18 protein-coding genes and 2 pseudogenes are annotated in these 22,407 nt (G+C 65.0%); 9 read left to right on the forward strand and 11 right to left on the reverse strand.

Features of this window, described 5'->3' with window-relative positions:
- The first annotated feature begins 56 nt into the window (after nt 1–56).
- The 4 genes from JOD52_RS09855 (at nt 57) to JOD52_RS09870 (ending at nt 4,085) form a co-directional block, all read left to right on the forward strand.
- Nucleotides 57–1,241: a zinc-dependent alcohol dehydrogenase gene (locus JOD52_RS09855; protein WP_204409723.1), complete on the forward strand. Its 1,185-nt coding sequence runs from the start codon at nt 57–59 to the stop codon at nt 1,239–1,241.
- Nucleotides 1,132–1,749 carry a cysteine hydrolase family protein gene (locus tag JOD52_RS09860; protein WP_259879013.1) on the forward strand — a complete coding sequence of 206 codons (618 nt, stop codon included), beginning with the start codon at nt 1,132–1,134 and terminating at the stop codon, nt 1,747–1,749. The genes JOD52_RS09855 and JOD52_RS09860 overlap by 110 nt, the downstream gene beginning before the upstream one ends.
- Before the next feature lie 61 nt (nt 1,750–1,810).
- The gene (locus JOD52_RS09865; RefSeq protein WP_204409725.1) at nt 1,811–2,818 is read left to right on the forward strand and encodes a dienelactone hydrolase family protein; all 1,008 of its coding nucleotides are present in this window, start codon (nt 1,811–1,813) and stop codon (nt 2,816–2,818) included.
- A gap of 73 nt (nt 2,819–2,891) precedes the next feature.
- The gene (locus tag JOD52_RS09870; RefSeq protein WP_204409727.1) at nt 2,892–4,085 is read left to right on the forward strand and encodes a benzoate/H(+) symporter BenE family transporter; all 1,194 of its coding nucleotides are present in this window, start codon (nt 2,892–2,894) and stop codon (nt 4,083–4,085) included.
- 7 nt (nt 4,086–4,092) lie between these two features.
- Here JOD52_RS09870 and JOD52_RS09875 read toward each other — a convergent pair whose 3' ends face one another.
- The 10 genes and pseudogenes from JOD52_RS09875 to JOD52_RS09920 all read right to left on the reverse strand — a co-directional run.
- The gene (locus JOD52_RS09875) at nt 4,093–4,902 is read right to left on the reverse strand and encodes an alpha/beta fold hydrolase (protein WP_204409729.1); all 810 of its coding nucleotides are present in this window, start codon (nt 4,900–4,902) and stop codon (nt 4,093–4,095) included.
- A 24-nt stretch (nt 4,903–4,926) separates the two neighbouring features.
- Complete coding sequence (locus JOD52_RS09880; protein ID WP_017823996.1) at nt 4,927–5,892, reverse strand: NYN domain-containing protein; 966 nt, start codon at nt 5,890–5,892, stop codon at nt 4,927–4,929.
- Between the two features lie 14 nt (nt 5,893–5,906).
- Complete coding sequence (locus tag JOD52_RS09885; RefSeq protein ID WP_275579099.1) at nt 5,907–6,224, reverse strand: biotin transporter BioY; 318 nt, start codon at nt 6,222–6,224, stop codon at nt 5,907–5,909.
- Between the two features lie 4 nt (nt 6,225–6,228).
- Complete coding sequence (locus JOD52_RS09890) at nt 6,229–6,975, reverse strand: ATP-binding protein (RefSeq protein ID WP_338124028.1); 747 nt, start codon at nt 6,973–6,975, stop codon at nt 6,229–6,231.
- The gene (gene istA / locus JOD52_RS09895; RefSeq protein WP_204408388.1) at nt 6,972–8,534 is read right to left on the reverse strand and encodes an IS21 family transposase; all 1,563 of its coding nucleotides are present in this window, start codon (nt 8,532–8,534) and stop codon (nt 6,972–6,974) included. The genes JOD52_RS09890 and istA (JOD52_RS09895) overlap by 4 nt, the downstream gene beginning before the upstream one ends.
- 159 nt (nt 8,535–8,693) lie before the next feature.
- Nucleotides 8,694–9,116: a biotin transporter BioY gene (locus JOD52_RS09900; RefSeq protein ID WP_239551858.1), complete on the reverse strand. Its 423-nt coding sequence runs from the start codon at nt 9,114–9,116 to the stop codon at nt 8,694–8,696.
- Between the two features lie 131 nt (nt 9,117–9,247).
- Nucleotides 9,248–9,988, reverse strand: coding sequence for an oxidoreductase (locus JOD52_RS09905; protein WP_204409730.1), 741 nt, complete (start codon nt 9,986–9,988; stop codon nt 9,248–9,250).
- The gene (locus JOD52_RS17510) at nt 9,985–10,398 is read right to left on the reverse strand and encodes an oxidoreductase (protein ID WP_204409732.1); all 414 of its coding nucleotides are present in this window, start codon (nt 10,396–10,398) and stop codon (nt 9,985–9,987) included. The genes JOD52_RS09905 and JOD52_RS17510 overlap by 4 nt, the downstream gene beginning before the upstream one ends.
- A gap of 361 nt (nt 10,399–10,759) precedes the next feature.
- The gene (locus tag JOD52_RS09915; RefSeq protein WP_204409734.1) at nt 10,760–13,222 is read right to left on the reverse strand and encodes a hypothetical protein; all 2,463 of its coding nucleotides are present in this window, start codon (nt 13,220–13,222) and stop codon (nt 10,760–10,762) included.
- Nucleotides 13,223–13,804: 582 nt separating this feature from the next.
- A pseudogene (locus JOD52_RS09920) lies at nt 13,805–14,152 on the reverse strand (transposase); the annotation flags it as partial.
- 163 nt (nt 14,153–14,315) lie between these two features.
- Here JOD52_RS09920 and istA (JOD52_RS09925) point away from each other — a divergent pair.
- Both istA (JOD52_RS09925) and JOD52_RS09930 read left to right on the forward strand, forming a co-directional pair.
- Nucleotides 14,316–15,878 carry an IS21 family transposase gene (gene istA, locus JOD52_RS09925; RefSeq protein ID WP_204408388.1) on the forward strand — a complete coding sequence of 521 codons (1,563 nt, stop codon included), beginning with the start codon at nt 14,316–14,318 and terminating at the stop codon, nt 15,876–15,878.
- Nucleotides 15,875–16,621, forward strand: a complete 747-nt coding sequence (locus JOD52_RS09930) for an ATP-binding protein (protein ID WP_338124028.1) — start codon at nt 15,875–15,877, stop codon at nt 16,619–16,621. The genes istA (JOD52_RS09925) and JOD52_RS09930 overlap by 4 nt, the downstream gene beginning before the upstream one ends.
- A 112-nt stretch (nt 16,622–16,733) precedes the next feature.
- Here the strand turns inward: JOD52_RS09930 and JOD52_RS09935 are convergent.
- Nucleotides 16,734–17,804, reverse strand: a pseudogene (locus tag JOD52_RS09935) (IS1380 family transposase); the annotation flags it as partial.
- Between the two features lie 365 nt (nt 17,805–18,169).
- Here JOD52_RS09935 and JOD52_RS09940 point away from each other — a divergent pair.
- The 3 genes from JOD52_RS09940 to JOD52_RS09950 all read left to right on the forward strand — a co-directional run bounded on the left by JOD52_RS09940 (nt 18,170) and on the right by JOD52_RS09950 (nt 21,215).
- Complete coding sequence (locus JOD52_RS09940; RefSeq protein WP_017823991.1) at nt 18,170–18,763, forward strand: sensor histidine kinase; 594 nt, start codon at nt 18,170–18,172, stop codon at nt 18,761–18,763.
- Between the two features lie 10 nt (nt 18,764–18,773).
- Nucleotides 18,774–19,496 carry a CPBP family intramembrane glutamic endopeptidase gene (locus JOD52_RS09945; protein ID WP_204409738.1) on the forward strand — a complete coding sequence of 241 codons (723 nt, stop codon included), beginning with the start codon at nt 18,774–18,776 and terminating at the stop codon, nt 19,494–19,496.
- A 306-nt stretch (nt 19,497–19,802) separates the two neighbouring features.
- A complete protein-coding gene (locus tag JOD52_RS09950; protein WP_204409740.1) occupies nt 19,803–21,215 on the forward strand; it encodes an IS1380 family transposase in 1,413 nt (470 codons plus the stop codon).
- The last annotated feature ends 1,192 nt before the right edge of the window (nt 21,216–22,407 follow it).

Genomic DNA, 22,407 nt, shown 5'->3' on the forward strand with positions numbered 1-22,407 from the left:
GGGCGATCGGTCCCGCACCACGGGATCGCGCCCGCACCTCGATCGAAGGCGGGATCATGAAGGCAGTCACCTGGCAGGGAACCCGGAAGGTCAGTGTCGAGGACGTCCCCGATCCCGGCATCCAGCAGCCCACCGATGCGGTGATCGAGGTGACCTCCACCGCGATCTGCGGCTCGGACCTGCACCTGTACGAGGTGCTGGGCCCGTTCATGACCGCAGGAGACGTGATCGGCCATGAGCCCATGGGCATCGTGGTGGAGACCGGCAGCCAGGTCACTCACGTGCAGGTGGGTGACAGGGTCGTGGTCCCCTTCAACATCTCCTGCGGGCACTGCGCGATGTGCACCGCAGGCCTGCAGTCCCAGTGCGAGACCACGCAGGTCACCGAGTACGGGTCCGGTGCGGCGCTGCTGGGCTACTCCAAGCTGTACGGGCAGGTGCCCGGCGGCCAGGCGCAGTTCCTGCGGGTCCCGCACGCCGACTACGGGCTGGTGAAGGTGGGGACCGAGCTGCCGGACGATCGTTACCTGTTCCTCAGCGACATCCTGCCCACCGCCTGGCAGGGCGTGAAGTACGCCGATGTGCCCGCCGGCGGCACCCTCGCGGTACTGGGCCTGGGCCCCGTCGGCCAGTTCTGTGCTCGCATCGGCCTGCACCTGGGTGCACGCGTGGTCGCGATCGACCCGGTGCCTGAGAGACGAGAGATGGCCTCCCGCTACGGCGTCGAGGTGTTCGACATGGGCAAGGACTCACTGGAGGCGATCCGCGAGGCCACCTCCGGTCGCGGTCCGGATGCGGTGGTGGACGCCGTGGGCATGGAGGCCCATGGCAGCCCCGTGGCCGGTCTCGCGCACCGTGCCGCCTCCCTGCTGCCCGACGTGGTGGCGAAGCCGATGATGCAGCACGCCGGCGTGGACCGCCTGCAGGCCCTGCACACGGCGATCGAGCTGGTGCGCCGTGGCGGCACCGTCTCCCTCAGCGGCGTGTACGGCGGGGCGGCCAGCCCGATGCCGCTGCTGACCATGTTCGACAAGCAGCTGCAGCTGCGCATGGGTCAGTGCAACGTGCGAGCGTGGACCGACCAGCTGATGGACCTGGTGGAGGATCCCGCGGATCCCCTGGGCACCGCTGATCTGGTCACCCACCGTCTGCCGCTGTCGCAGGCGCCGGAGGCGTACGAGATGTTCCAGAAGAAGCAGGACGGCTGCATCAAGGTGGTCCTGGACCCGAAGGCGAGCTGACCCCGTTGGCGAGCACCCGCACCGGGCGGAGATCGTGGAGTCGGCGAACGCCCTGTACCGGGCCGCACAGCGCGCACAGGTGCCGGTGTTCGTGATCACCACGATGCACAGCCGCGACCGCTCCACCTGGACCCTGTCGATGCTGGACGACGACCAGGGCTACCTGTTCAGCGGCGACCCCGGCACCGAACTGGTCCATGAACTGGAGACCGAGGGCACCACACGGCTGGAGAAGTCCCGCGACAGCGCCTGGTTCGGCACCGACCTGCTACTGCGGATCCACAACCTCGGCGTGGACCGGGTGGTGATCGCAGGCGTGTCCACCCACGCATGCATCGCCCAGACCACCCGCGATGCCTACGCCAACAACGTGCGCGCCGTGATCGTGGCCGATGCGATCGGTGACGAGCGCCCGGAGCACCGCCAGATGGTGCTGGACCAGCTGGTGGAGGACCGCCAGGCCGCCGTAGCCTCCCTCGAGGAGGTCGTAGGTGGATGGGACGGCTGACAGGTGGAGGTCATGACGACTGTCATGGGCATCGGACCTGGGCTCTTCCTACGGTCGAAGCATGAGACGTCTAGGGAAGTTCCTCGTTCGCGCGCTCGCCGTGATGGTGGCGCTGGTGCTGGTCGTGGTGGGGGTGCGCGTGGTCAACGGCTGGCGGTACCCCTCGGCGGAGGGATCCGACCCGCGCGCCATCGCGTCCTATGACCTGGATCAGGAGGGGATGAGCATCGAGCACATCACCGGGGACTACCTCAGCGGCTTCCACCTGGTGCCGGACGCGGTCACCCGGGACGGTGTGGTGGTGACCTTCGGCGGCTCCGAGGGCAGCCCGGACTTCTCCCGGGCGGTGTCCTTGGCCGAGCTGGGCTACGAGGTGTACGCCCTGTTCTTCTTCGGCCAGGAGAATCAGCAGGCCCAGCTGCAGGACGTGCCGCTGGAGTTCTTCGGCGAGGTCACCGATCGCATCGAGGCCGGCAGTGCGCGGCCCGGCCCGCTCACGGTGATCGGCTCCTCCAAGGGCGCGGAGCTGGCGCTGCTGCTGGCCGAGCAGTACGAGCAGATCGACAACGTGGTGCTGTTCGCCCCCACCATGCACTCCTATCAGGGCCTGGTGTTCGGGCAGGAGGTGCCCGCTTCGTTCACCCGCGCCGGCGAGGACGTGCCGTTCCTGTCCTTCCGTGATGCGTCGCTCGGGGCGCTGGCCGGCCAGCTCTCGGCGATGGCCTTCAACTACCCGATCTCCTACCTCGCCACCTACGAGAGCGTGGTCGAGGGCTCGGACCCAGATGCCATCGAAGCGGCGGCGCTGGATCCGACAGCCGTGGAGGGTGGGCTGTTGGTGTTCGCCGGCGGTGATGACCGCATGTGGCAGAGCGCCACCGCCGCCCAGCAGATCCAGGACCTGAACCCTGCAGCCGAGGTGCACGTGTACCCGGAGGCCGGTCACGTCTTCGGCGGGACCGGCCATGCCGCTGGGCTCGCCCTGGGCGGCACCGAGCAGGCCAACGCCGAGGCCCGCGAGGACAGCACCCGGGTGCTGACGGAGACCCTGACCACCTGGCACAGCTGACGGCGACCGGCGACCGGTGGCCAGGAGATGTCCCGTGGCGCAGGAGGGCCGCGCTGCCGCTTACAGTTCTCTAATGCAGCAGGCGCCTTCCCCCGCGCATACGGGGCCTCTTCCCGGTCGCTCCCAGCCGATCCTGGTGGGCATCACCACCGCGCTGGTGGGATTCACCAGCTCCTTCGCCGTGGTCCTCGCGGGCCTGAGGGCCGTGGGAGCATCCCTGGCCCAGGCCACCACCGGTCTGATCGTGCTGTGCGCGGTGATCGGCCTGGCCACCCTGTGGCTGAGCACCCGGCACCGACTGCCGATCACCCTGGCCTGGTCCACCCCCGGTGCTGCGGTGCTGGTGGCCGCCGGGGCGGTGGACGGCGGCTGGCCCGCCGCCGTCGGGGCATTCCTGCTGGTGGGCCTGCTGCTGGTGGCCACCGCCGTGGTGCCGGGCCTGGGCCGGCTGGTACAGGCCATCCCGGCACCGGTGGCGCACGCGATGCTGGCGGGCGTCCTGCTGACGATCTGCCTGCAGACGGTCACCGCACTGGTGGCGATCCCCCTGGTGGTGGGACCGGTGGTGCTGCTGTGGCTGCTGCTGGTGCGTTACGCACCTCGCTGGTCCACCCCCGTGGCCTTCGCCGTGGCCCTCGCGATCGCGGCGGGCCTGGCACTCGCTGAGGGACGCGGCATCGCTGTCCAGGCACCCACGTTCACGCCCACGATCCCCTCGTTCTCGGTGGCGGCACTGGTGGGCATCGCGATCCCGCTGTGGGTGGTGACGGTTGCCTCCCAGCACGTTCCCGGGGTGGCGGTGATGGGGTCCTTCGGGCACCGGGTGCCGTGGAAGGAGACCCTGGTGGTCACCGGGGCCGGCACCCTGTTCGGTGCCGCCGGTGGGGCCCACGCGATCAACCTGGCGGCGATCACCGCGGCCCTGCCCGCCTCGGAGGAGTCCCATCCCGACGCCACCCGGCGCTGGATCGCAGCGCACACCGCTGGCTGGACCTACCTGGTGCTCGCCCTGCTGGTGCCGGTGATGACCGGTCTTGCGGCGGACGCACCGCCCGGGCTGCTCGAGGCCATCGCCGGCCTTGCACTGCTGGGCACCCTGGGTGCCTCCCTCAGCTCCGCGATGGAGGTGCCATCCCGGCGGGTCCCCGCGGTGACAGCATTCCTGGTGGCAGCCAGCGGCGTGGTCGTCGCCGGGATCGGCTCCACGTTCTGGGGTCTGATCGCGGGGCTGCTGGTGTGGTGGCTGCTGTCGCCGCGGAAAGTGTGAGCAGCCGTCAGCGCCGATCAGACTGTGAATCGCCCATGCGGTGCAGCCAGTCGGTGAGCAGCGCGCCGACCAGGGTGGGCTGTTCGAGGTGGGCGTTGTGCCCAGCGCCGTCCAGCACGGCGAAGGTGCCACGCACGTAGTGCTCCTGCCAGGCCAGGCCGTCCTCGAAACCGGCCACGTGGTCCTGCCTGCCGAAGACGTGCAGGGCGGGCTTGTCGAACGGATCGCCGTGGGCCTGCTCGGGCACGGCGTCCAGCGCGTAGGACTTCGAGATCGCGGCCATCACACGCTTGTCGGCCGTGCGGATCCCCGGGTATGAGTGCGTCAGGAACGCCTCCAGCATCGCGGGGGTGCGGATCACCGACACCTCCTCGAAGTCCTCGCGGGCCTCCCCCGCTTCCTCGAGCACCGCAGGATCGTCGTGCAGCACGCGCTTGGCGGGCAGGCGGCGCTCGGAGCTGTCGGCCACGAAGACGGCCGCGAGGGTGGCCAGGCCAAGTACCTGCTCGCCCATCTCATGGGCGACGTGGCGGGCAAGCATGCCGCCGAAGGAGTTGCCGAGGATCGCGAAGGGCTCCTCGCCCAGGTGGTCCTGGAGGACCTCCACCAGCGCGTCGGCGACGGCCTGGGACGAGGTCAGGTCCCGGTTCAGCCCGCCCTCGGTCCAGGGCAGGTCGATGTAGATGCGCCGCCAGCCGGTCGGTTCGAGTACGGGTTCCAGGGCGCGCAGCAGGCGGTGGTCCACCGAGAAGCCGTGCACCAGCACCAGGGGCCTGCCGGTGCCGAGGTCCGCTGCGATCATCGACGTCTGCGTCATCGTCACTCTCCTGTACCCGCCGCCTCAGTCGGTGGAGCGCACCAGGCGCTCGTGACCGGTCTCCTCGAGCTGGGCGATGTCGGAGTTGGCCTTGAGGAAGTCGGAGAAGGACTTGAAGCCCAGTGCCTTCTCGCTGAAGGAGGGGTCCATGCGGCGCATGTGGGTCTTCACCGCCGAGCTGTGCAGCCAGTCGCCGTCCCCGCGGTCGCCGAGCTGGAGTGCGCGCTGCAGCAGGCGGGAGGCGATCTCCTGGGGGTCCTCCACGGCCTCCTCGGAGAAGACGACAGCGCCGCTGGGCTCGTCCACGACCTCCGTCTGGTCGTTGCCGTTCTCCGGGGTCGACTTGCCACCACGGCCGCGCCCGCGCCCCGAGCCGGAGCCGCGGCCGCCACGCGAGCGGCCGTTCTCGGCGGGTGTCTCGGGCTTGGTGACGCCGGGCAGCTGGTCGTAGGCCTCGAACTCATCGCAGGCAGCGGCCAGGGACTTCGCGGTGGAGCCGGTGACACCCATGCCGATCACGTAGCGGCCAAGGCGGCGGCAGCGCTGCGCCAGCGGCACGTAGTCGGAGTCGCCGCCCACGATCACCACGTGGGTGAGGTCGGGGATGCGGAACATGTCCTCCACGGTGTCGACCGCGAGGCGGATGTCGGCGCCGTTCTTGGCGTACGCGGCGGCGGGGAACAGCTGTACCAGGTCCACGGCGCGGGCCACCAGCTGGCTGCGGTAGTCCGCGTTCAGCGGGGCCGACCAGTCGGCGTAGGCGCGGGTGAGCATCAGGGAGCCGAAGGAGGCGGCGTAGTCGATGATCGCGCCCACGTCCACGGTGGCGGCGGCGAGCCGCTCGGCGATCTCCGGGTCGGTGATGTCATCGGCGATCTTCTGGCGGTCGCGGCTGTAGGCGTTGCGGCCGTGCACGCGGTCGTACCAGGACATGACGATGTTGTCGAAGTCCAGGTAGACGGCGACACGGGGATCTGAGGTCTCTGCCATCCCCCCAGTCTGCCTCAGCGGAGCGAATCCAGCGCACGCACCGAGCGCCAGGCGGCAGGGATCACGATCGCCGCGATCGCGGCCTTGACCAGGCCACCGGCGATGAACGGGGTGACGCCCACGGCGATGATCCCGCCCAGGTCGTAGCCGGCGCCCATCACCACGTTCAGGATGTACGCCATGTAGGGCACGCCCACCAGGAAAGGCACGATGCTGGCGGCGATGAGTATTCGTAGTCGTGGGAGCCACCGAATCTTGCTCTTGGGGACCGCCGATCGTGCCGACGGGGGCCAGTAGCCGCCGCGGTGGGGACCACTGGCTCCCGCCGGCATCGGGTCACTGGGGCAGTGCGGTGTGTTCTCGCATGTTCCTGTCGCCGGTGTCGATCCAGATTGTGTTGTGCACGATGCGGTCCATGATCGCATCGGCGTGGACTGCTCCACCGAGCCGGGCGTGCCAGTCCTTCTTCGGGTACTGGGTGCAGAACACGGTCGAGCCGGTGTCATAGCGGCGCTCGAGCAGTTCCAGCAGCATCGAACGCATTCCCTCGTCAGGATGGTCCAGCAGCCACTCGTCGATCACCAGCAGCGAGAACGTGGAGTACTTCCGCAGGAACTTCGTCTGGCCCTGCGGCTTGTCCTTTGCCAGGGCCCAGGCCTCTTCGAGGTCGGGCATTCGGATGTAGTGGGCTCGGAGCCGGTGCTGGCAGGCCTGCTTCGCCAGCGCGCAGCCGAGGTAGGACTTCCCTGAGCCGGTGAAGCCCTGGAAGACCACGTTCTGTTGCCGCTGGATGAAGGAGCAGGTTGCCAGTTGCGCGATCACGTTCCGGTTCAGTCCCCGTTCCTCGACCAGATCCAGCCGCCGCAGGTCCGCTCCGGGATAACGCAGCCCCGCCCGGCGGATCAGACCCTCGACCTTTCCATGATTGAAGATGGAATGCGCCTCGTCCACGATCAGCTGGAGCCGTTCCTGGAACGACATCCCCAGCACGTGAGCCTCATCCTGGGCATCGATCGCGTCCAGCAGCGCGGTCGCGCCCATCTCGCGCAGCTTCCGCTTCGTGTCGTTATCGATCACGCTCACCGGACACCTCCGGCGTAGTAGTCGGCGCCACGGACGTATCCGCCGTCTTCCGCGGGTTCCTCGCGGGGTGGACGCAGGGCGGCGACCTTGTCCTGCCCGGTGGCCAAGATCGGGTGCAGATGCGCATAGCGCGGTGAACGGACCCGTCCCGTCAGCGCGAGTGCGCAGGCCGCCTCGACCCGATCTACGGAGAAGCGGCGAGAGAGCCGTAGCACCGCCAACGCGGGATCCAGGCCCTGTTCCACGATCGGCACGGACTCGAAGATCCGCTGGATCACGATCACCGTGGCCGGCCCGACCCGATCTGCCCACGCCCGCACCCTCTGCGCGTCCCAGGCCTGGAAACGCTCGCCCGCAGGTAGGTCCGCGTCGTTGGTGCGGTACTCATTGCTCGCGGTCTCCGGGAGCAGCAGGTGACTGGTCAGTCGCTGGCTGCCCTGATAGATCTCCAGCGTCCGGGCCGTGATGCGCAGATCGACCTTCGCGCCGATGTGCGCGAACGGCGCGGAGTAGAAGTTCCGCGCGAACGTGACGTGCCCGTTCCTGCCCACTCGTCGTCCGTAGTGCCATGTCGAGATCTCGTAGGGCACCGCCGGCAGCGGCGTCAGCAGCGGCCGCTCCTCCGCGTCGAACACGCTGGCGCGGGATCCGGGCCGCTTCTGGAACGGCTCCGCGTTATAGGCCTCCATCCGCTGCCCGATGGCGGCTGCAAGTTCGGGCAGGGACGTGAATCGCTGATCCCGCAGCCCGGCGATGACCCAGGTCGCGACGTGCGCGACGGTGTTCTCCACGCTCGCCTTGTCTTTCGGTTTCCGCACCCTCCCCGGGAGCACCGCCGCCGAGTAATGCGCTGCCATCTCGCGATACGCATCGTTCAGGACGATCTCGCCCTCGCGGGGGTGCTTCACCACACCGGTCTTGAGGTTGTCCGGAACGATCCTCGGGACCGTCCCGCCCAGCGCCTCGAACATCGCTACGTGCGCTCGCAGCCAGGACTCCTGGCGCATATCCAGCGCCGGGAAGCAGAACGCGTAACGAGAAAAAGGCAGGCAGGCAACGAACAAGAACACCTTCGAGACCTCGCCGGTGACCGGATCGGCCAGCTCCATCGTGGGGCCGGACCAGTCGACCTCCACGCTCTGGCCGGCCTTGTGACCGACTCTCGAAGCGGCACCGGTGACCATGACGTGGTGCTGGTAGGTGCGGCAAAACCGGTCATACCCCATCGCCGGATCCCCAGCCGCCGTGGTCGCGTCGAAGTACTCGCCGTGCAACAGCTTCAGCGTCACGCCGACCCTGGCCATCTCTCGATGGACCTGTTCCCAGTCCGGCTGTGCGAACACGCTCTCGTGCTCGCCCCGGCCCGGGAACAACCGGGCATACACCTGCTCATCGGCGACGTCCGCGATATCGCCCCACCCGATCCCTGCAGCGTCAGCGGCCTCGAACACCGCCCTCACGGACTTGCGGGACATGCCCTGCGAGGACGAAATCGCTCGCCCCGACAGACCTTCTGCGCGCAGCTGGAGCACCAGCTTCGCCCTGATCTTCCGTACCATTCCAGATTGCTCCTTCCGCCGCGTGCCCTATACACACGGCGGAAGGAGCGTAGACAGAGCGGCCCCAACGACACCACTGGTGGTCCCGAACGACGCCACCGCTACGGCAGCGACGTGGCACCCGAACCCTCGATCAGCGGACCCCAGCGAGGCGAATATTCAGGCGACGAAGCCGACCATCGCCAGCCACGGGCGGCGGTCCCCGGTGCGCTCGGCGAACCAGCCGGCCAGGAACGCAGCGGGGATGAACCCGAGGATGAATCCGAAGCTGGGGGTCGCGACCGCCGCGATGGTGCCGGTAAACCCGGCGAACACCGGCAGGCCGGCCAGTCCCGCCAGCATGTAGGTGGTCAGCGCCGCAGCACCCCGACGCGCACCGAGGGCGGCACCGACGACGAGCACGCCGAGGGTCTGGCCGGTGATGGGCACTATCGGCAGCGGGATCGTTACCTGCGCGAGCAGGGCTACCAGTGCGGCGCCGGCGAGCACGAGCACAACATCGGACATCGCACCGGCGCGGGGAAGGATCGCGTCGACCAGCACCGGACGACGGGCAGGGACGGCGTGGGCGGAAGCGGTCATGGTGCTCCTCGGGGACGTAGGCATGAAGAGGCACACCGTAGCGTGCCGCACGCGTTCTTCCGCGCGGACTCCGGATGGCGAGAGCCCGGATGCCGTCCCATTGGTCGGCACCCGGGCTCATGCGACAGGGGTCAGCCGACGGGGCCCTGCTGCTGTTGGGCCTGCTGCTCCTGCCAGGTGGGGTAGTCGTTGTACCCCTCCTCGCCGCCGCCGTAGCCGCGGCGCATGTCCACCTCGGTCAGCGGCCAGTCGTTTTGCATCCGCTCCACCAGGTCCGGGTTGGACATGTAAGCGCGGCCGAACACGAACAGGTCTGCCTTGCCGGCATCCAGCGCGTTCTGCGCGAGCTCCTTGGTGAGATCACCGGAGGCGATCACGGTGCCGTTGTAGTTCTCGCGGATGAACTCGTAGGGGAAGCGGTGCCAGATCTCGCCGCCGGCGATGTCATCGTTGTCCTGGCCGGCCAGCGAGCGCAGGGACTCCGGGGTCTGGAACGCCACGTACGCCAGGTCCAGCTCGTTGAGCTGGGAGATCAGCGCGGTGTACGTCTCCTCCACCTCGTTCTCCACGCTGCCGTTGTAGAGGATCCCGGGAGAGATCTTCACACCGATGCGGTGGGAGTCACCCCAGGCGTCGATCAGGCACTTCAGCACCTCGATCATGAAGCGGGTGCGCTTGTGCGGGGTACCCCCGAAGTCGTCGTCGCGCAGGTTGGAGGTGTCCGAGAGGAACTGGTGGGGCAGGTACCCGGAGGCGCCGTGCAGCTCGATGCCGTCGAAGCCGGCGGCCTTGGTGCGCTTGGCGGCCTTGCCGTACTTGTCGATGACCTCCCACACCTCCTCGGCGCTGAGTACGTGCAGGTCCGTGGTCATCTGGGTAAGGCCGCTCTCGCGGGTGAAGATCTTGAAGTCGGCCGGGACGCTGCTGGGGGCGCACAGCTGGTTGCCCCGCTGTTGACCTCATGGCCCACGCGGCCTGTGTGCTCCATCTGCAGGAAGATCCGGCCATCGGCCGCGTGCACGGCATCGGTGATGCTCGCCCAGGCGTCCTGCTGCTCCTGGGCTGCGATGCCGGGGATGTCGAAGTAGCCCTGGCCGCGGCGCTCGGGCCAGGTTCCCTCGGTGATGATCAGGCCGGCGCTGGCCCGTTGCGCGTAGTGGGTGGCCATCATCGGGGTGGGCACGCCCTCGGGGGTGGCCTTCGCGCGGGTCATCGGTCCCATCACGAGGCGGTTGGGCAGGGTGAGGTCGTGCAGCTGGTACGGCTCGAACAGGGAGGGCATGGCGGGCAGTCCTTCCGGTGGACGTCAGTGTCCACTGCAGGTTATCGACGCACTGTAGCGATCGGTAGGGCGGAGGGCCGTTGCATTACCGGGGTTCCTCTGATCACCTCTCCGACCCCCGTTGCTTCCGAGCGGAACCTTGGAGCCTCAAAGGCAAGCGCGCGCATCGCTCAAATACGGCAGTTACCCCTACCGCCCTTTGACGTAGAACGTTCTACCCAGTCACATGATCGGGCTCCTATGATGGAGTGCCTACTTGCCATAAGTAGCACGCAACGAGTAAACAGAATGATGGAACGCAGCCCAAAACCAAAAAATAATCCGAGAATTCGCTTCCTCGCACGATTCAAAAGTAGGCACTTCATACAGATTGGCCGCCCATGACATCTTCCGGTGAGGTCGCGTCACCGACACTCCCGCGGCGGCGATCTGGAATCCCCTTCCACATCTCGATAAACTGGGACGGCGAGCGAAGCTCAAACCGCAAAGGCAGGCCGTCGCCCTTCAGTCGGGCATGTGGAATAATTAGCTGATCACTTCTCATCGAAGGCATAAACCCGGAGAACACTGCTGTCGGGGAGTAAAGCTCGACCGTGCGCCTCTTAGCGACCGTGTGAACAAACACCCTTCGACCCCAACGGCCACTTTTCACTTCCGTCAATGAACTAAGCGCGGGGACAAACCCTGCGGTATCTAAGCTACGAAGTATTTCAAGTACGTCGCCAACAGTTTTGCCGATCTTCCCCGATTCAACACTATTAGGCCTATAATGCAGTTGGCTATTCCTCAACGAGGCAATGCCGCTCGCTGCCAGCATATTGTGTGCCTTATGGAGTGTTCCGATGATGCCTTCTCTAGATTCATTCGACAGCGCATCAAACATTGCATTCGTCCTAAAAGGAAACTCGATGAGACTCCCCTTGGCGGCTACCTCTGGAACAAACTCTTCCTTAATTTCCTCACCAACCTGAGAGGATTGCGCGGCACACAGCAACCTCTCTAGGGCGCCAATCGCTTCTATCAGCGGGGCGATGGTCGCCTTTTCCGGATCCAGTATCATCGCACCCGGCAAACCTGGATTCAAAGTCTGCGCAGCGAACACAAAGGCGCGATCTGAATCATACTGAAATGCATTAGGTTCTTGGAAATGATCCGCCACAAGAGACCAGGTTGCAAAGGAGACAACTTCCCGGAGGACCATCTCCAGAGTAACGAAATAGCTTGACGCGGCCTCCCGAATCCCCCTTGACCCGCGAATTGAATGCATTTGATCAGAATCTGCGTCTTCAGACTCCCCAATTACAAATGCGTCGGTCTGCGAAGCAATAATGTCATGGAATCTTCGTGACTCCTCTTCAAAGAGCGCAAAGACATCTCCCCTCAAAGGCACGTCGAATCCAAGCTTCCAAGCAACAAGCTCGGAAACATTAGCTCGGGTAACATGCTGTGAACTCAATCCGATTAGGTCACATGTGGCCAAGGCGTGCTTTCGTGAATCGACCATCAAACTATCGATTAAATCCAGGAGCTCGCCACGCCTCAGCGCCTCGTGCACCTTGGCAGAAACATCAAAACCTTCAAACCGGCGTAGCTTCCAAGAAATTTCATCACTACCTTCCTCACCCCTGTAAAGTTCCTTTATTGCCCGATCAAGCCGAAGCGGGGCCAAGTCGCGGGATCCCGCCACACGAGTCCCGTGACGTGACAATTCGGTACGAGTCCGGAAATATCCGTACCCATGATTCTTCACAAGCACGCCTCGTCTAATCTCTCCTGGTGGGATTTTTAACCGAGCGGGCGCCATAAGAACTAACTCATCGAGAGCATCAGCTATTTCCGAGTCACGAAACCAAAGCACTTCCTGCAGGCACTCTGCCTCCGACAACGAATTAACATAAGCCGCCGCATCACGGATCTCACGGGGTGGATTCTTCGCTACCCTAAACGCGTCTTGATTAGCTTCTATCAAGCGAAGCAGAAGTTCTCGCTTCTCAACTAAACTTAAACCGTCACCCACTAAAGGCATCACGCCTGAATGAACGTCATCCTGGAATGCGCGAGGGTCATCGCTAGTTACGGAACGGAAAGCGTCGAACCACTCCCATTCGGTAGACTCTTTAGCGAGATAGCTCTGAATGAGCTCCCTTCGAGCATTTATTGGCGCAAGCTGCGAAGTCCTGAGCCAGGTTGTATGCACAGTCGGGCAACTAATGTCGTTACAATGTTGAAGCGGCACCCTTATTATCGGGGGCGTAAGCCTTTGTTCCCGAACAGAATAGATCCCTTTCGGTCCAGATAGCCATTCATTTGTTTGAAATACTCCCTGCTCAGTTCCTTCTAGCAAATCCATTGTTTGCTGATGGCTAAGCTGCTCTAGTAGGTCGGGAAATAGGTCCGCAGCCTTCCTGTAGAGACTCGACCCGAAAATATAAGGATGTCGCACTGCTCCCCGCGTGAATTCGGCAGAGATCGCAGCCCGGACTGCTTCAATATCAATATCATCAAGGTCAATAAGGGGTTCGCCGTTGCCAAGCTCCAGCAAGCACATTAGCTGGGCTTCACGGGTGAATCTAGGTGCGGCCGTTCGCTTTGTGTTAGATTTTGCATGAGAAGGCGTATCAAGTGAGAGCCTCCGTGCAACACTATGACCCTTCGCAGTCAGTTTGATCGATTCTGACAACTGCTCACTAGGCGTGTACGAGTCATTGATTATACTGTTTCTAAGTGAGTCAACGAGACCCATCAGGCGGAATGCCTTGCGAACCGCGTCTTCTCCTAACTGGTCAACGATCTCAGCTCCGGACACTTTTCTGCTATCTGGCATCAGAATTCTCCTAAGTCAATGCCTGATCACTTCACTTGCAATGAAGCAGCATGTTATGTCTATTCTAGGCCCTTGCGTCAATCTGCATACAGGATGAAGTTCACCCGTCTTTGTGGACCAGTAGTTTGAATAACATGTGGTACGGCCACTTCCTGTAGAGTCCTGATTATACACCTGAGAACTACGGGACAGTTCCCGCTTCAATATTTGCGTGTCGCCGGGTACTCATCAGACTAGTCGGATAAAATAGCGAGCCGCTCGTACTCGAAACGGTGACTGCCTACCGCCATACGACTGGAATCGTGACTGCCCGCGGGTCGATGCACTAATTCCGGCGGCGTATCTTTAGGGTAGTCTCGGATTTTTTAGTGTAGGCGAGAGCTTGTGCTTCTGTCGTCGAGGGAGCCTAGCCTCGATGTTTCATCGGGCTGGTGAGCGGGGACGGTCGGCGTCGTTGCCGGTGTTCAGCTGCTGATTGTGGCATTCGGGTGTGACAGATCGTCGCAGTGTCCGTTGCGGGCGGTCGGGTTCCACTCCCGAGAAGAGATGCTGCTGGTCGGTGGGACGGGCGGCCTTGCCGGATCAGGTCTGCGCGACGGCAATGCGGAGCCGGTTGACGCCGGTTAGGACGGTCAGTGCTTCGGGAGCGTGCTGGGCGAGGTGCAGGATCCTGTGCCGGCAGCGGCGCACGAGGGTCGCGGGGATCTCGAACAGCCGGGCGCGGAGACGTTTGGGCTCCCAGCGACGTGCGTCGTGGCCGGTCAAAGCGATTGCCTGCATCCAGGCGACGAGCTCGCTGGCGAGCTGGACGATCTGGCACCAGAGCTGATTCTGCGCGAAACCCTGCAACGGGAATTTCATCAGGCCCGTGTCTTTGGCGTTACGGATCCGGTCCTCGCAGCGCGCCCGGCGACGGTGACGCAGCTCCAAGTGAATATTCGCCTCGCTGGGGTCCGCTGATCGAGGGTTCGGGTGCCACGTCGCTGCCGTAGCGGTGGCGTCGTTCGGGACCACCAGTGGTGTCGTTGGGGCCGCTCTGTCTACGCTCCTTCCGCCGTGTGTATAGGGCACGCGGCGGAAGGAGCAATCTGGAATGGTACGGAAGATCAGGGCGAAGCTGGTGCTCCAGCTGCGCGCAGAAGGTCTGTCGGGGCGAGCGATTTCGTCCTCGCAGGGCATGTCCCGCAAGTCCGTGAGGGCGGTGTTCGAGGCCGCTGACGCTGCAGGGATCGGGTGGGGCGATATCGCGGACGTCGCCGATGAGCAGGTGTATGCCCGGTTGTTCCCGGGCCGGGGCGAGCACGAGAGCGTGTTCGCACAGCCGGACTGGGAACAGGTCCATCGAGAGATGGCCAGGGTCGGCGTGACGCTGAAGCTGTTGCACGGCGAGTACTTCGACGCGACCACGGCGGCTGGGGATCCGGCGATGGGGTATGACCGGTTTTGCCGCACCTACCAGCACCACGTCATGGTCACCGGTGCCGCTTCGAGAGTCGGTCACAAGGCCGGCCAGAGCGTGGAGGTCGACTGGTCCGGCCCCACGATGGAGCTGGCCGATCCGGTCACCGGCGAGGTCTCGAAGGTGTTCTTGTTCGTTGCCTGCCTGCCTTTTTCTCGTTACGCGTTCTGCTTCCCGGCGCTGGATATGCGCCAGGAGTCCTGGCTGCGAGCGCACGTAGCGATGTTCGAGGCGCTGGGCGGGACGGTCCCGAGGATCGTTCCGGACAACCTCAAGACCGGTGTGGTGAAGCACCCCCGCGAGGGCGAGATCGTCCTGAACGATGCGTATCGCGAGATGGCAGCGCATTACTCGGCGGCGGTGCTCCCGGGGAGGGTGCGGAAACCGAAAGACAAGGCGAGCGTGGAGAACACCGTCGCGCACGTCGCGACCTGGGTCATCGCCGGGCTGCGGGATCAGCGATTCACGTCCCTGCCCGAACTTGCAGCCGCCATCGGGCAGCGGATGGAGGCCTATAACGCGGAGCCGTTCCAGAAGCGGCCCGGATCCCGCGCCAGCGTGTTCGACGCGGAGGAGCGGCCGCTGCTGACGCCGCTGCCGGCGGTGCCCTACGAGATCTCGACATGGCACTACGGACGACGAGTGGGCAGGAACGGGCACGTCACGTTCGCGCGGAACTTCTACTCCGCGCCGTTCGCGCACATCGGCGCGAAGGTCGATCTGCGCATCACGGCCCGGACGCTGGAGATCTATCAGGGCAGCCAGCGACTGACCAGTCACCTGCTGCTCCCGGAGACCGCGAGCAATGAGTACCGCACCAACGACGCGGACCTACCTGCGGGCGAGCGTTTCCAGGCCTGGGACGCGCAGAGGGTGCGGGCGTGGGCAGATCGGGTCGGGCCGGCCACGGTGATCGTGATCCAGCGGATCTTCGAGTCCGTGCCGATCGTGGAACAGGGCCTGGATCCCGCGTTGGCGGTGCTACGGCTCTCTCGCCGCTTCTCCGTAGATCGGGTCGAGGCGGCCTGCGCACTCGCGCTGACGGGACGGGTCCGTTCACCGCGCTATGCGCATCTGCACCCGATCTTGGCCACCGGGCAGGACAAGGTCGCCGCCCTGCGTCCACCCCGCGAGGAACCCGCGGAAGACGGCGGATACGTCCGTGGCGCCGACTACTACGCCGGAGGTGTCCGGTGAGCGTGATCGATAACGACACGAAGCGGAAGCTGCGCGAGATGGGCGCGACCGCGCTGCTGGACGCGATCGATGCCCAGGATGAGGCTCACGTGCTGGGGATGTCGTTCCAGGAACGGCTCCAGCTGATCGTGGACGAGGCGCATTCCATCTTCAATCATGGAAAGGTCGAGGGTCTGATCCGCCGGGCGGGGCTGCGTTATCCCGGAGCGGACCTGCGGCGGCTGGATCTGGTCGAGGAACGGGGACTGAACCGGAACGTGATCGCGCAACTGGCAACCTGCTCCTTCATCCAGCGGCAACAGAACGTGGTCTTCCAGGGCTTCACCGGCTCAGGGAAGTCCTACCTCGGCTGCGCGCTGGCGAAGCAGGCCTGCCAGCACCGGCTCCGAGCCCACTACATCCGAATGCCCGACCTCGAAGAGGCCTGGGCCCTGGCAAAGGACAAGCCGCAGGGCCAGACGAAGTTCCTGCGGAAGTACTCCACGTTCTCGCTGCTGGTGATCGACGAGTGGCTGCTGGACCATCCTGACGAGGGAATGCGTTCGATGCTGCTGGAACTGCTCGAGCGCCGCTATGACACCGGCTCGACCGTGTTCTGCACCCAGTACCCGAAGAAGGACTGGCACGCCCGGCTCGGTGGAGCAGTCCACGCCGATGCGATCATGGACCGCATCGTGCACAACACAATCTGGATCGACACCGGCGACAGGAACATGCGAGAACACACCGCACTGCCCCAGTGACCCGATGCCGGCGGGAGCCAGTGGTCCCCACCGCGGCGGCTACTGGCCCCCGTCGGCACGATCGGCGGTCCCCAAGAGCAAGATTCGGTGGCTCCCACGACTACGAATACTCATCCAAGACCGGGAGCTGGCCGCGCGGGGTGTTGGTCGCGAACGCGGTGATGCGCATCCCTTCGTGATCGGTGATCCGCAGCTGCGCTCCGGGGTGGGGGAGTTCCTTCCGCACGATCACCCGCATCCCGGCAGGCCACGCGGCTAAGTCAAGGAGCCCGGTCAGTTCCGCGACCCATGCCCCGTCGCGGATCCCGTCGGTCTCGGTGTCATAGGCGGGAGTCCACGCCTCCGCCTCGTCGAGGCGTTTCAGCAGGTCAGGGGTGCTTGCGGGGAGGGTGAACCCCACTGAGTAGGCCAGACGCTGCCTGGTCAGCCAGCCCATGAAGTCCTTGGTGCCGCCGGCCCCGTCGGTGCGGATCAGGATCTTCTTCGACCCCCGCCCGCCCCGGGCCAGCAGGCCCGCAGGCAGCTGCGCGAGAGCCTGCCGGGTGACGGCGATGTGATCAGCGGCGGTGTTCGAGCCGGCGTTGCCGGGGCGGAGGTGGATCGCCAGCGGTTCCCCGGTCCCTTCGCTGCCGTGGTCCAGGAACGCGCACAGCGGGTGATAGCCGAACCCGCGTTTGAACGTCGGTGCGGCCTGCTCCTTCTCACTGTGGACGTTGATCAGGGTGGCATCGAGGTCGACGACCAGCGGGTTCTTCGCACTGACCCCCGCAGCCGGGGAATGCGCTCCGGCGAGGGTCCAGGCTCTTTCACGCGCGGTGCGGCGGGCCTGGGAGATCGCCTCGATCACCGCGGGCGTGTCCTCGGCCAGTGTAGTGATCATGCGGGAGATCGTCGGGGTCGAGGCGACATCGCCGAACAGGTCCGGTTCGCACCGCAGTAGGTCGGTGTCACGGGTGACCTCTCCGCCGACTGCGAGAGTCATCGCCAGGTCCAACAGGATCTTCGCAGCGTGATGCTCTGCCAGCGGTTTCGTCCAAGGAGCCAGCACCTCACGCAGCGAAGAGGCGAGGCCGGTGGCGTGGATCGCGTCGGTCAGCAGCACCGCGCCCGCATGCGAGACCGCTGGAACCGGGGCGATGTCCACGCGCGGGCGGGGGTAGAAGAACAAGGTAGGGTGGGACACCTGAAAGGTGCTCCTTCCAGTGGATGGCTACGAGTCTGGACAACCCGTATCATCCCAGGTCAGGAGCATCTTTCTCTATGCCGTCCACCAGTCGAAACCACACCTCGATGAAATCTCGAGGCTAAGTCCCTCCAAGTAGTCAGTCTATTGTCTACCGGAGCGTCGGGACCCGGTTCGGAGGCCGATGCTACGGGCGGCACGGGAGAGGGCGCGCATGTGGTGAGCGCGGGAGGGGCTGTGTGCGACCCGATCTAGTTGGTGCTGGCCATCGCGTCGGCCCGTCGCAGCCGGGCGCGTGCCCGCACGTTCCAGGAGCTGCTCGCGCAGGCCGCTCACCAACTCCGCACCCCAACGCCACCTTGACGATGGAACTCGACGCCGCCCTGGCCGATCCTGCTCTCACCGGGCAGGGGCGCGACCTCGCGCAGCGGCTCTCCGTGCAGGTCGAGGCACAGAACTCCCTGATCCGGCGGCTCCTGGCCTACGCCCGCCTGGACCTGCGGACCGACCCCGTGGAAGTGGCCGATGCTGCCACCCTGCTGGAGGAGGCATCCCGGGTGCTGCACCCGCTCGCAGCCACCGAAGGAGCACGGGTCGAGGTCGATGCCCGCGCGGCCACGGTCCGCGGCAGCAGAGCCGAACTGCGGGAGCTGCTGGTGATCCTGGGGGAGAACGCGATCCTCCACGGGCACGGAACGGCGCGCCTGGTGATCCGGGAGGAGCCCCGCTCCACGATCATCGAGGTGTTCGATGAGGGGCCCGGGATCACTGCTGCACCCGGGACGGCTACTGAGGGCCGCAGCGGCAACGGACTGGGACTGGAGCTGGCCCGCCGGATCGCCGCACGCCATTACGGTTCCCTGCACATCGAGCAGCGTCCCATGTCCCGGGCGGCGCAGGTGCCCGTGGTCAGCGTGCGCCTGCCTCACCGCAAGACTCTCGCAAGGCATCCCTCCTAGCGTCGGAGGCATGAACGCATCCGCACCGTCCTCCGCACCGCTGGAGGGCTCGATCCCAACCCACCCGTCGCGGGGCTTCGATCGAGGTCAGCTGCTGTTCCTCGCCCTGTACGTCGCGTTCCTGATCGTCCCCGGCCGCCTCTTCGAGGCCCTCCACGCAGGTGCCGGGCCTCGCGCGTGGACCGGGATCCTCCGGTACGTGCTGCTGGCGGGCCTGGGCATCTGGGTGTTCCGGGACGCGATCGCCCGCAGCTGGACGCTCACCAGGGAGCGGCCGGTCCGCACGGGCATGTTGGTCATTGCCGCCGTGCTGGCGGCCGAGATCGCCCCGATCATCCCGGCCGTGCTGCTCTCCGCGCTCGGATGGATGCCCGAGGCGGGCACGAACGACGCCAACGTCTCCGTCCTCACCGATCAGGTGCCGGCCCTGGTCTTCGTGATCACGGTGGCGCTGCTGGGGCCGCTGACCGAGGAGTTCGTGTTCCGCGAGGCCCTCGTGCAGCGGGCACGGCGCTGGGTGCCGGTGTGGACATGCGTGCTGATCAGCAGCCTCGCCTTCGGTGCGCTGCACATCCACACCCTCGCCGAGCTGCCCCTGGTGCTCCTGTACGCGAGCATCGCCCTGGTGTACGCGCTCGCGCTGGTGATCTCCCGGGGGAACCTCCTGGTCCCGATCATCGCCCACGTGATCCGCAACGGGATCCCCGCCCTGAGTGCCCTACTCGAACGATGACCTGACGATCACAACGATCACGTTCCGTACATGTGCCGTATGGGTAGACATCCATGACGAGGTCGTCGGGACATCTGGCACAGGAAGAAGGCGCCTGATCGGACCACGGGTCCGATCCAGAGCCGACGGCGCCTCGATGCTGCTGCACTCGGGGATCTCCCGTGCTTGATGCCTTAGGTGCCTAGCCTCGAGATTTCATCGAGGTGTGGTTTCGACTGGTGGACGGCATAGAGAAAGATGCTCCTGACCTGGGATGATACGGGTTGTCCAGACTCGTAGCCATCCACTGGAAGGAGCACCTTTCAGGTGTCCCACCCTACCTTGTTCTTCTACCCCCGCCCGCGCGTGGACATCGCCCCGGTTCCAGCGGTCTCGCATGCGGGCGCGGTGCTGCTGACCGACGCGATCCACGCCACCGGCCTCGCCTCTTCGCTGCGTGAGGTGCTGGCTCCTTGGACGAAACCGCTGGCAGAGCATCACGCTGCGAAGATCCTGTTGGACCTGGCGATGACTCTCGCAGTCGGCGGAGAGGTCACCCGTGACACCGACCTACTGCGGTGCGAACCGGACCTGTTCGGCGATGTCGCCTCGACCCCGACGATCTCCCGCATGATCACTACACTGGCCGAGGACACGCCCGCGGTGATCGAGGCGATCTCCCAGGCCCGCCGCACCGCGCGTGAAAGAGCCTGGACCCTCGCCGGAGCGCATTCCCCGGCTGCGGGGGTCAGTGCGAAGAACCCGCTGGTCGTCGACCTCGATGCCACCCTGATCAACGTCCACAGTGAGAAGGAGCAGGCCGCACCGACGTTCAAACGCGGGTTCGGCTATCACCCGCTGTGCGCGTTCCTGGACCACGGCAGCGAAGGGACCGGGGAACCGCTGGCGATCCACCTCCGCCCCGGCAACGCCGGCTCGAACACCGCCGCTGATCACATCGCCGTCACCCGGCAGGCTCTCGCGCAGCTGCCTGCGGGCCTGCTGGCCCGGGGCGGGCGGGGGTCGAAGAAGATCCTGATCCGCACCGACGGGGCCGGCGGCACCAAGGACTTCATGGGCTGGCTGACCAGGCAGCGTCTGGCCTACTCAGTGGGGTTCACCCTCCCCGCAAGCACCCCTGACCTGCTGAAACGCCTCGACGAGGCGGAGGCGTGGACTCCCGCCTATGACACCGAGACCGACGGGATCCGCGACGGGGCATGGGTCGCGGAACTGACCGGGCTCCTTGACTTAGCCGCGTGGCCTGCCGGGATGCGGGTGATCGTGCGGAAGGAACTCCCCCACCCCGGAGCGCAGCTGCGGATCACCGATCACGAAGGGATGCGCATCACCGCGTTCGCGACCAACACCCCGCGCGGCCAGCTCCCGGTCTTGGAGCTGCGTCACCGTCGCCGGGCGCGCTGCGAGGACCGGATCCGTAACGCCAAAGACACGGGCCTGATGAAATTCCCGTTGCAGGGTTTCGCGCAGAATCAGCTCTGGTGCCAGATCGTCCAGCTCGCCAGCGAGCTCGTCGCCTGGATGCAGGCAATCGCTTTGACCGGCCACGACGCACGTCGCTGGGAGCCCAAACGTCTCCGCGCCCGGCTGTTCGAGATCCCCGCGACCCTCGTGCGCCGCTGCCGGCACAGGATCCTGCACCTCGCCCAGCACGCTCCCGAAGCACTGACCGTCCTAACCGGCGTCAACCGGCTCCGCATTGCCGTCGCGCAGACCTGATCCGGCAAGGCTGCCCGTCCCACCGACCAGCAGCATCTCTTCTCGGGAGTGGAACCCGACCGCCCGCAACGGACACTGCGACGATCTGTCACACCCGAATGCCACAATCAGCAGCTGAACACCGGCAACGACGCCGACCGTCCCCGCTCACCAGCCCGATGAAACATCGAGGTTAGAAACCTCCCCAACCAGTAAGGCACATGAGTGAGTAGCGACATTTTTCTGGCATATTCGGGCGATTCACCCCCAGTGGCGAGCCTAATGCGTGCATCCGGCGAGACATTAACGGCCCGCGGTCGTAGCACTTTTACCTGGGAGGAAATGCGGGTCGGAGGTCGAATACTAATTGACACCATTTTGCGCAGCATAGATGCGTGCGACTGCGTTGTCGCCGAAGTCGGGACAATGAACCTAAATGTCCTTTTTGAAGCAGGGTACGCAGTCTCGCGCGGAAAACAACTAATTTTCTCGATAAGTAGTGGGGACTCTGACGCCCGAGAACTGTGGAACTCAGTCAGTATGTTCGCGACAGTTGGAAGGATTGACCACACCGAAGATTCAAACGAGTTCGCCAATCGGATTCTTCGCGATTACGAGCCGAGCGCTGGCGAACAGCTACTCACCGCACTCCTAGAAGATGCCGGTCCGCGCGAAAATGCATCCATCTTTGCACCTTCCGCTCCAGAGTCAAACACTGCCCTATCGCAACTGGATAAGTTTCTTGGCAGGCAAGGCGAACTAAACCTCGTAGCTCGCGGTGACGATCTGACACTGGCCCCATTGAGCTACTACACAGGCAGTGTCTACAGAAGCTCAGCGGCCATACTTCCTCTCCTCAGCGAGGGCGCCGCAAGCGCTAGAACACACAATGCTCGAGCTAGTTTCCTTGCCGGCTTTGCGGTGGGCCAAGAAATACCGACACTGCTACTGGCGCCAAAATCATTGAATCCTCCACTCGATTACAAAGATCGCATGTTTCGGTTCGGGTCCGCCGTTGAGCTGACTTCCAAAATCGAAGCTTGGATTCAAAACCTGCAAAAAGACCCCTCCGATCGAAGGGTTGGACGCTTGCGGGTTTCTGTCGAGATGCCAATTAGCACTTTTGGGCGCTATGTCGCAGAAGAGGAATTGGATGCACTAAGCGACTATTATGTTCCTACCGTACAATTCGAGAATATTCTCTCAGGATCGT

The sequence above is a fragment of the Brachybacterium muris genome, assembly GCF_016907455.1.
GTDB classification, from domain to species: domain Bacteria; phylum Actinomycetota; class Actinomycetes; order Actinomycetales; family Dermabacteraceae; genus Brachybacterium; species Brachybacterium muris.

Bases quoted from the DNA above. Each gene is read 5' to 3' on its own strand.
- JOD52_RS09870 (WP_204409727.1), top strand. From the start codon at position 2,892: ATGCAGCAGGCGCCTTCCCCCGCGCATACGGGGCCTCTTCCCGGTCGC.
- JOD52_RS09885 (WP_275579099.1), bottom strand. From the start codon at position 6,224: ATGCCGGCGGGAGCCAGTGGTCCCCACCGCGGCGGCTACTGGCCCCCG.
- JOD52_RS17510 (WP_204409732.1), bottom strand. From the start codon at position 10,398: ATGCCCTCCCTGTTCGAGCCGTACCAGCTGCACGACCTCACCCTGCCC.
- istA (WP_204408388.1), bottom strand. From the start codon at position 8,534: ATGGTACGGAAGATCAGGGCGAAGCTGGTGCTCCAGCTGCGCGCAGAA.
- istA (WP_204408388.1), top strand. From the start codon at position 14,316: ATGGTACGGAAGATCAGGGCGAAGCTGGTGCTCCAGCTGCGCGCAGAA.
- JOD52_RS09875 (WP_204409729.1), bottom strand. From the start codon at position 4,902: ATGACGCAGACGTCGATGATCGCAGCGGACCTCGGCACCGGCAGGCCC.
- JOD52_RS09940 (WP_017823991.1), top strand. From the start codon at position 18,170: ATGGAACTCGACGCCGCCCTGGCCGATCCTGCTCTCACCGGGCAGGGG.
- JOD52_RS09880 (WP_017823996.1), bottom strand. From the start codon at position 5,892: ATGGCAGAGACCTCAGATCCCCGTGTCGCCGTCTACCTGGACTTCGAC.
- JOD52_RS09900 (WP_239551858.1), bottom strand. From the start codon at position 9,116: ATGACCGCTTCCGCCCACGCCGTCCCTGCCCGTCGTCCGGTGCTGGTC.
- JOD52_RS09915 (WP_204409734.1), bottom strand. From the start codon at position 13,222: ATGCCAGATAGCAGAAAAGTGTCCGGAGCTGAGATCGTTGACCAGTTA.
- JOD52_RS09945 (WP_204409738.1), top strand. From the start codon at position 18,774: ATGAACGCATCCGCACCGTCCTCCGCACCGCTGGAGGGCTCGATCCCA.
- JOD52_RS09865 (WP_204409725.1), top strand. From the start codon at position 1,811: ATGAGACGTCTAGGGAAGTTCCTCGTTCGCGCGCTCGCCGTGATGGTG.
- JOD52_RS09855 (WP_204409723.1), top strand. From the start codon at position 57: ATGAAGGCAGTCACCTGGCAGGGAACCCGGAAGGTCAGTGTCGAGGAC.
- JOD52_RS09905 (WP_204409730.1), bottom strand. From the start codon at position 9,988: ATGACCACGGACCTGCACGTACTCAGCGCCGAGGAGGTGTGGGAGGTC.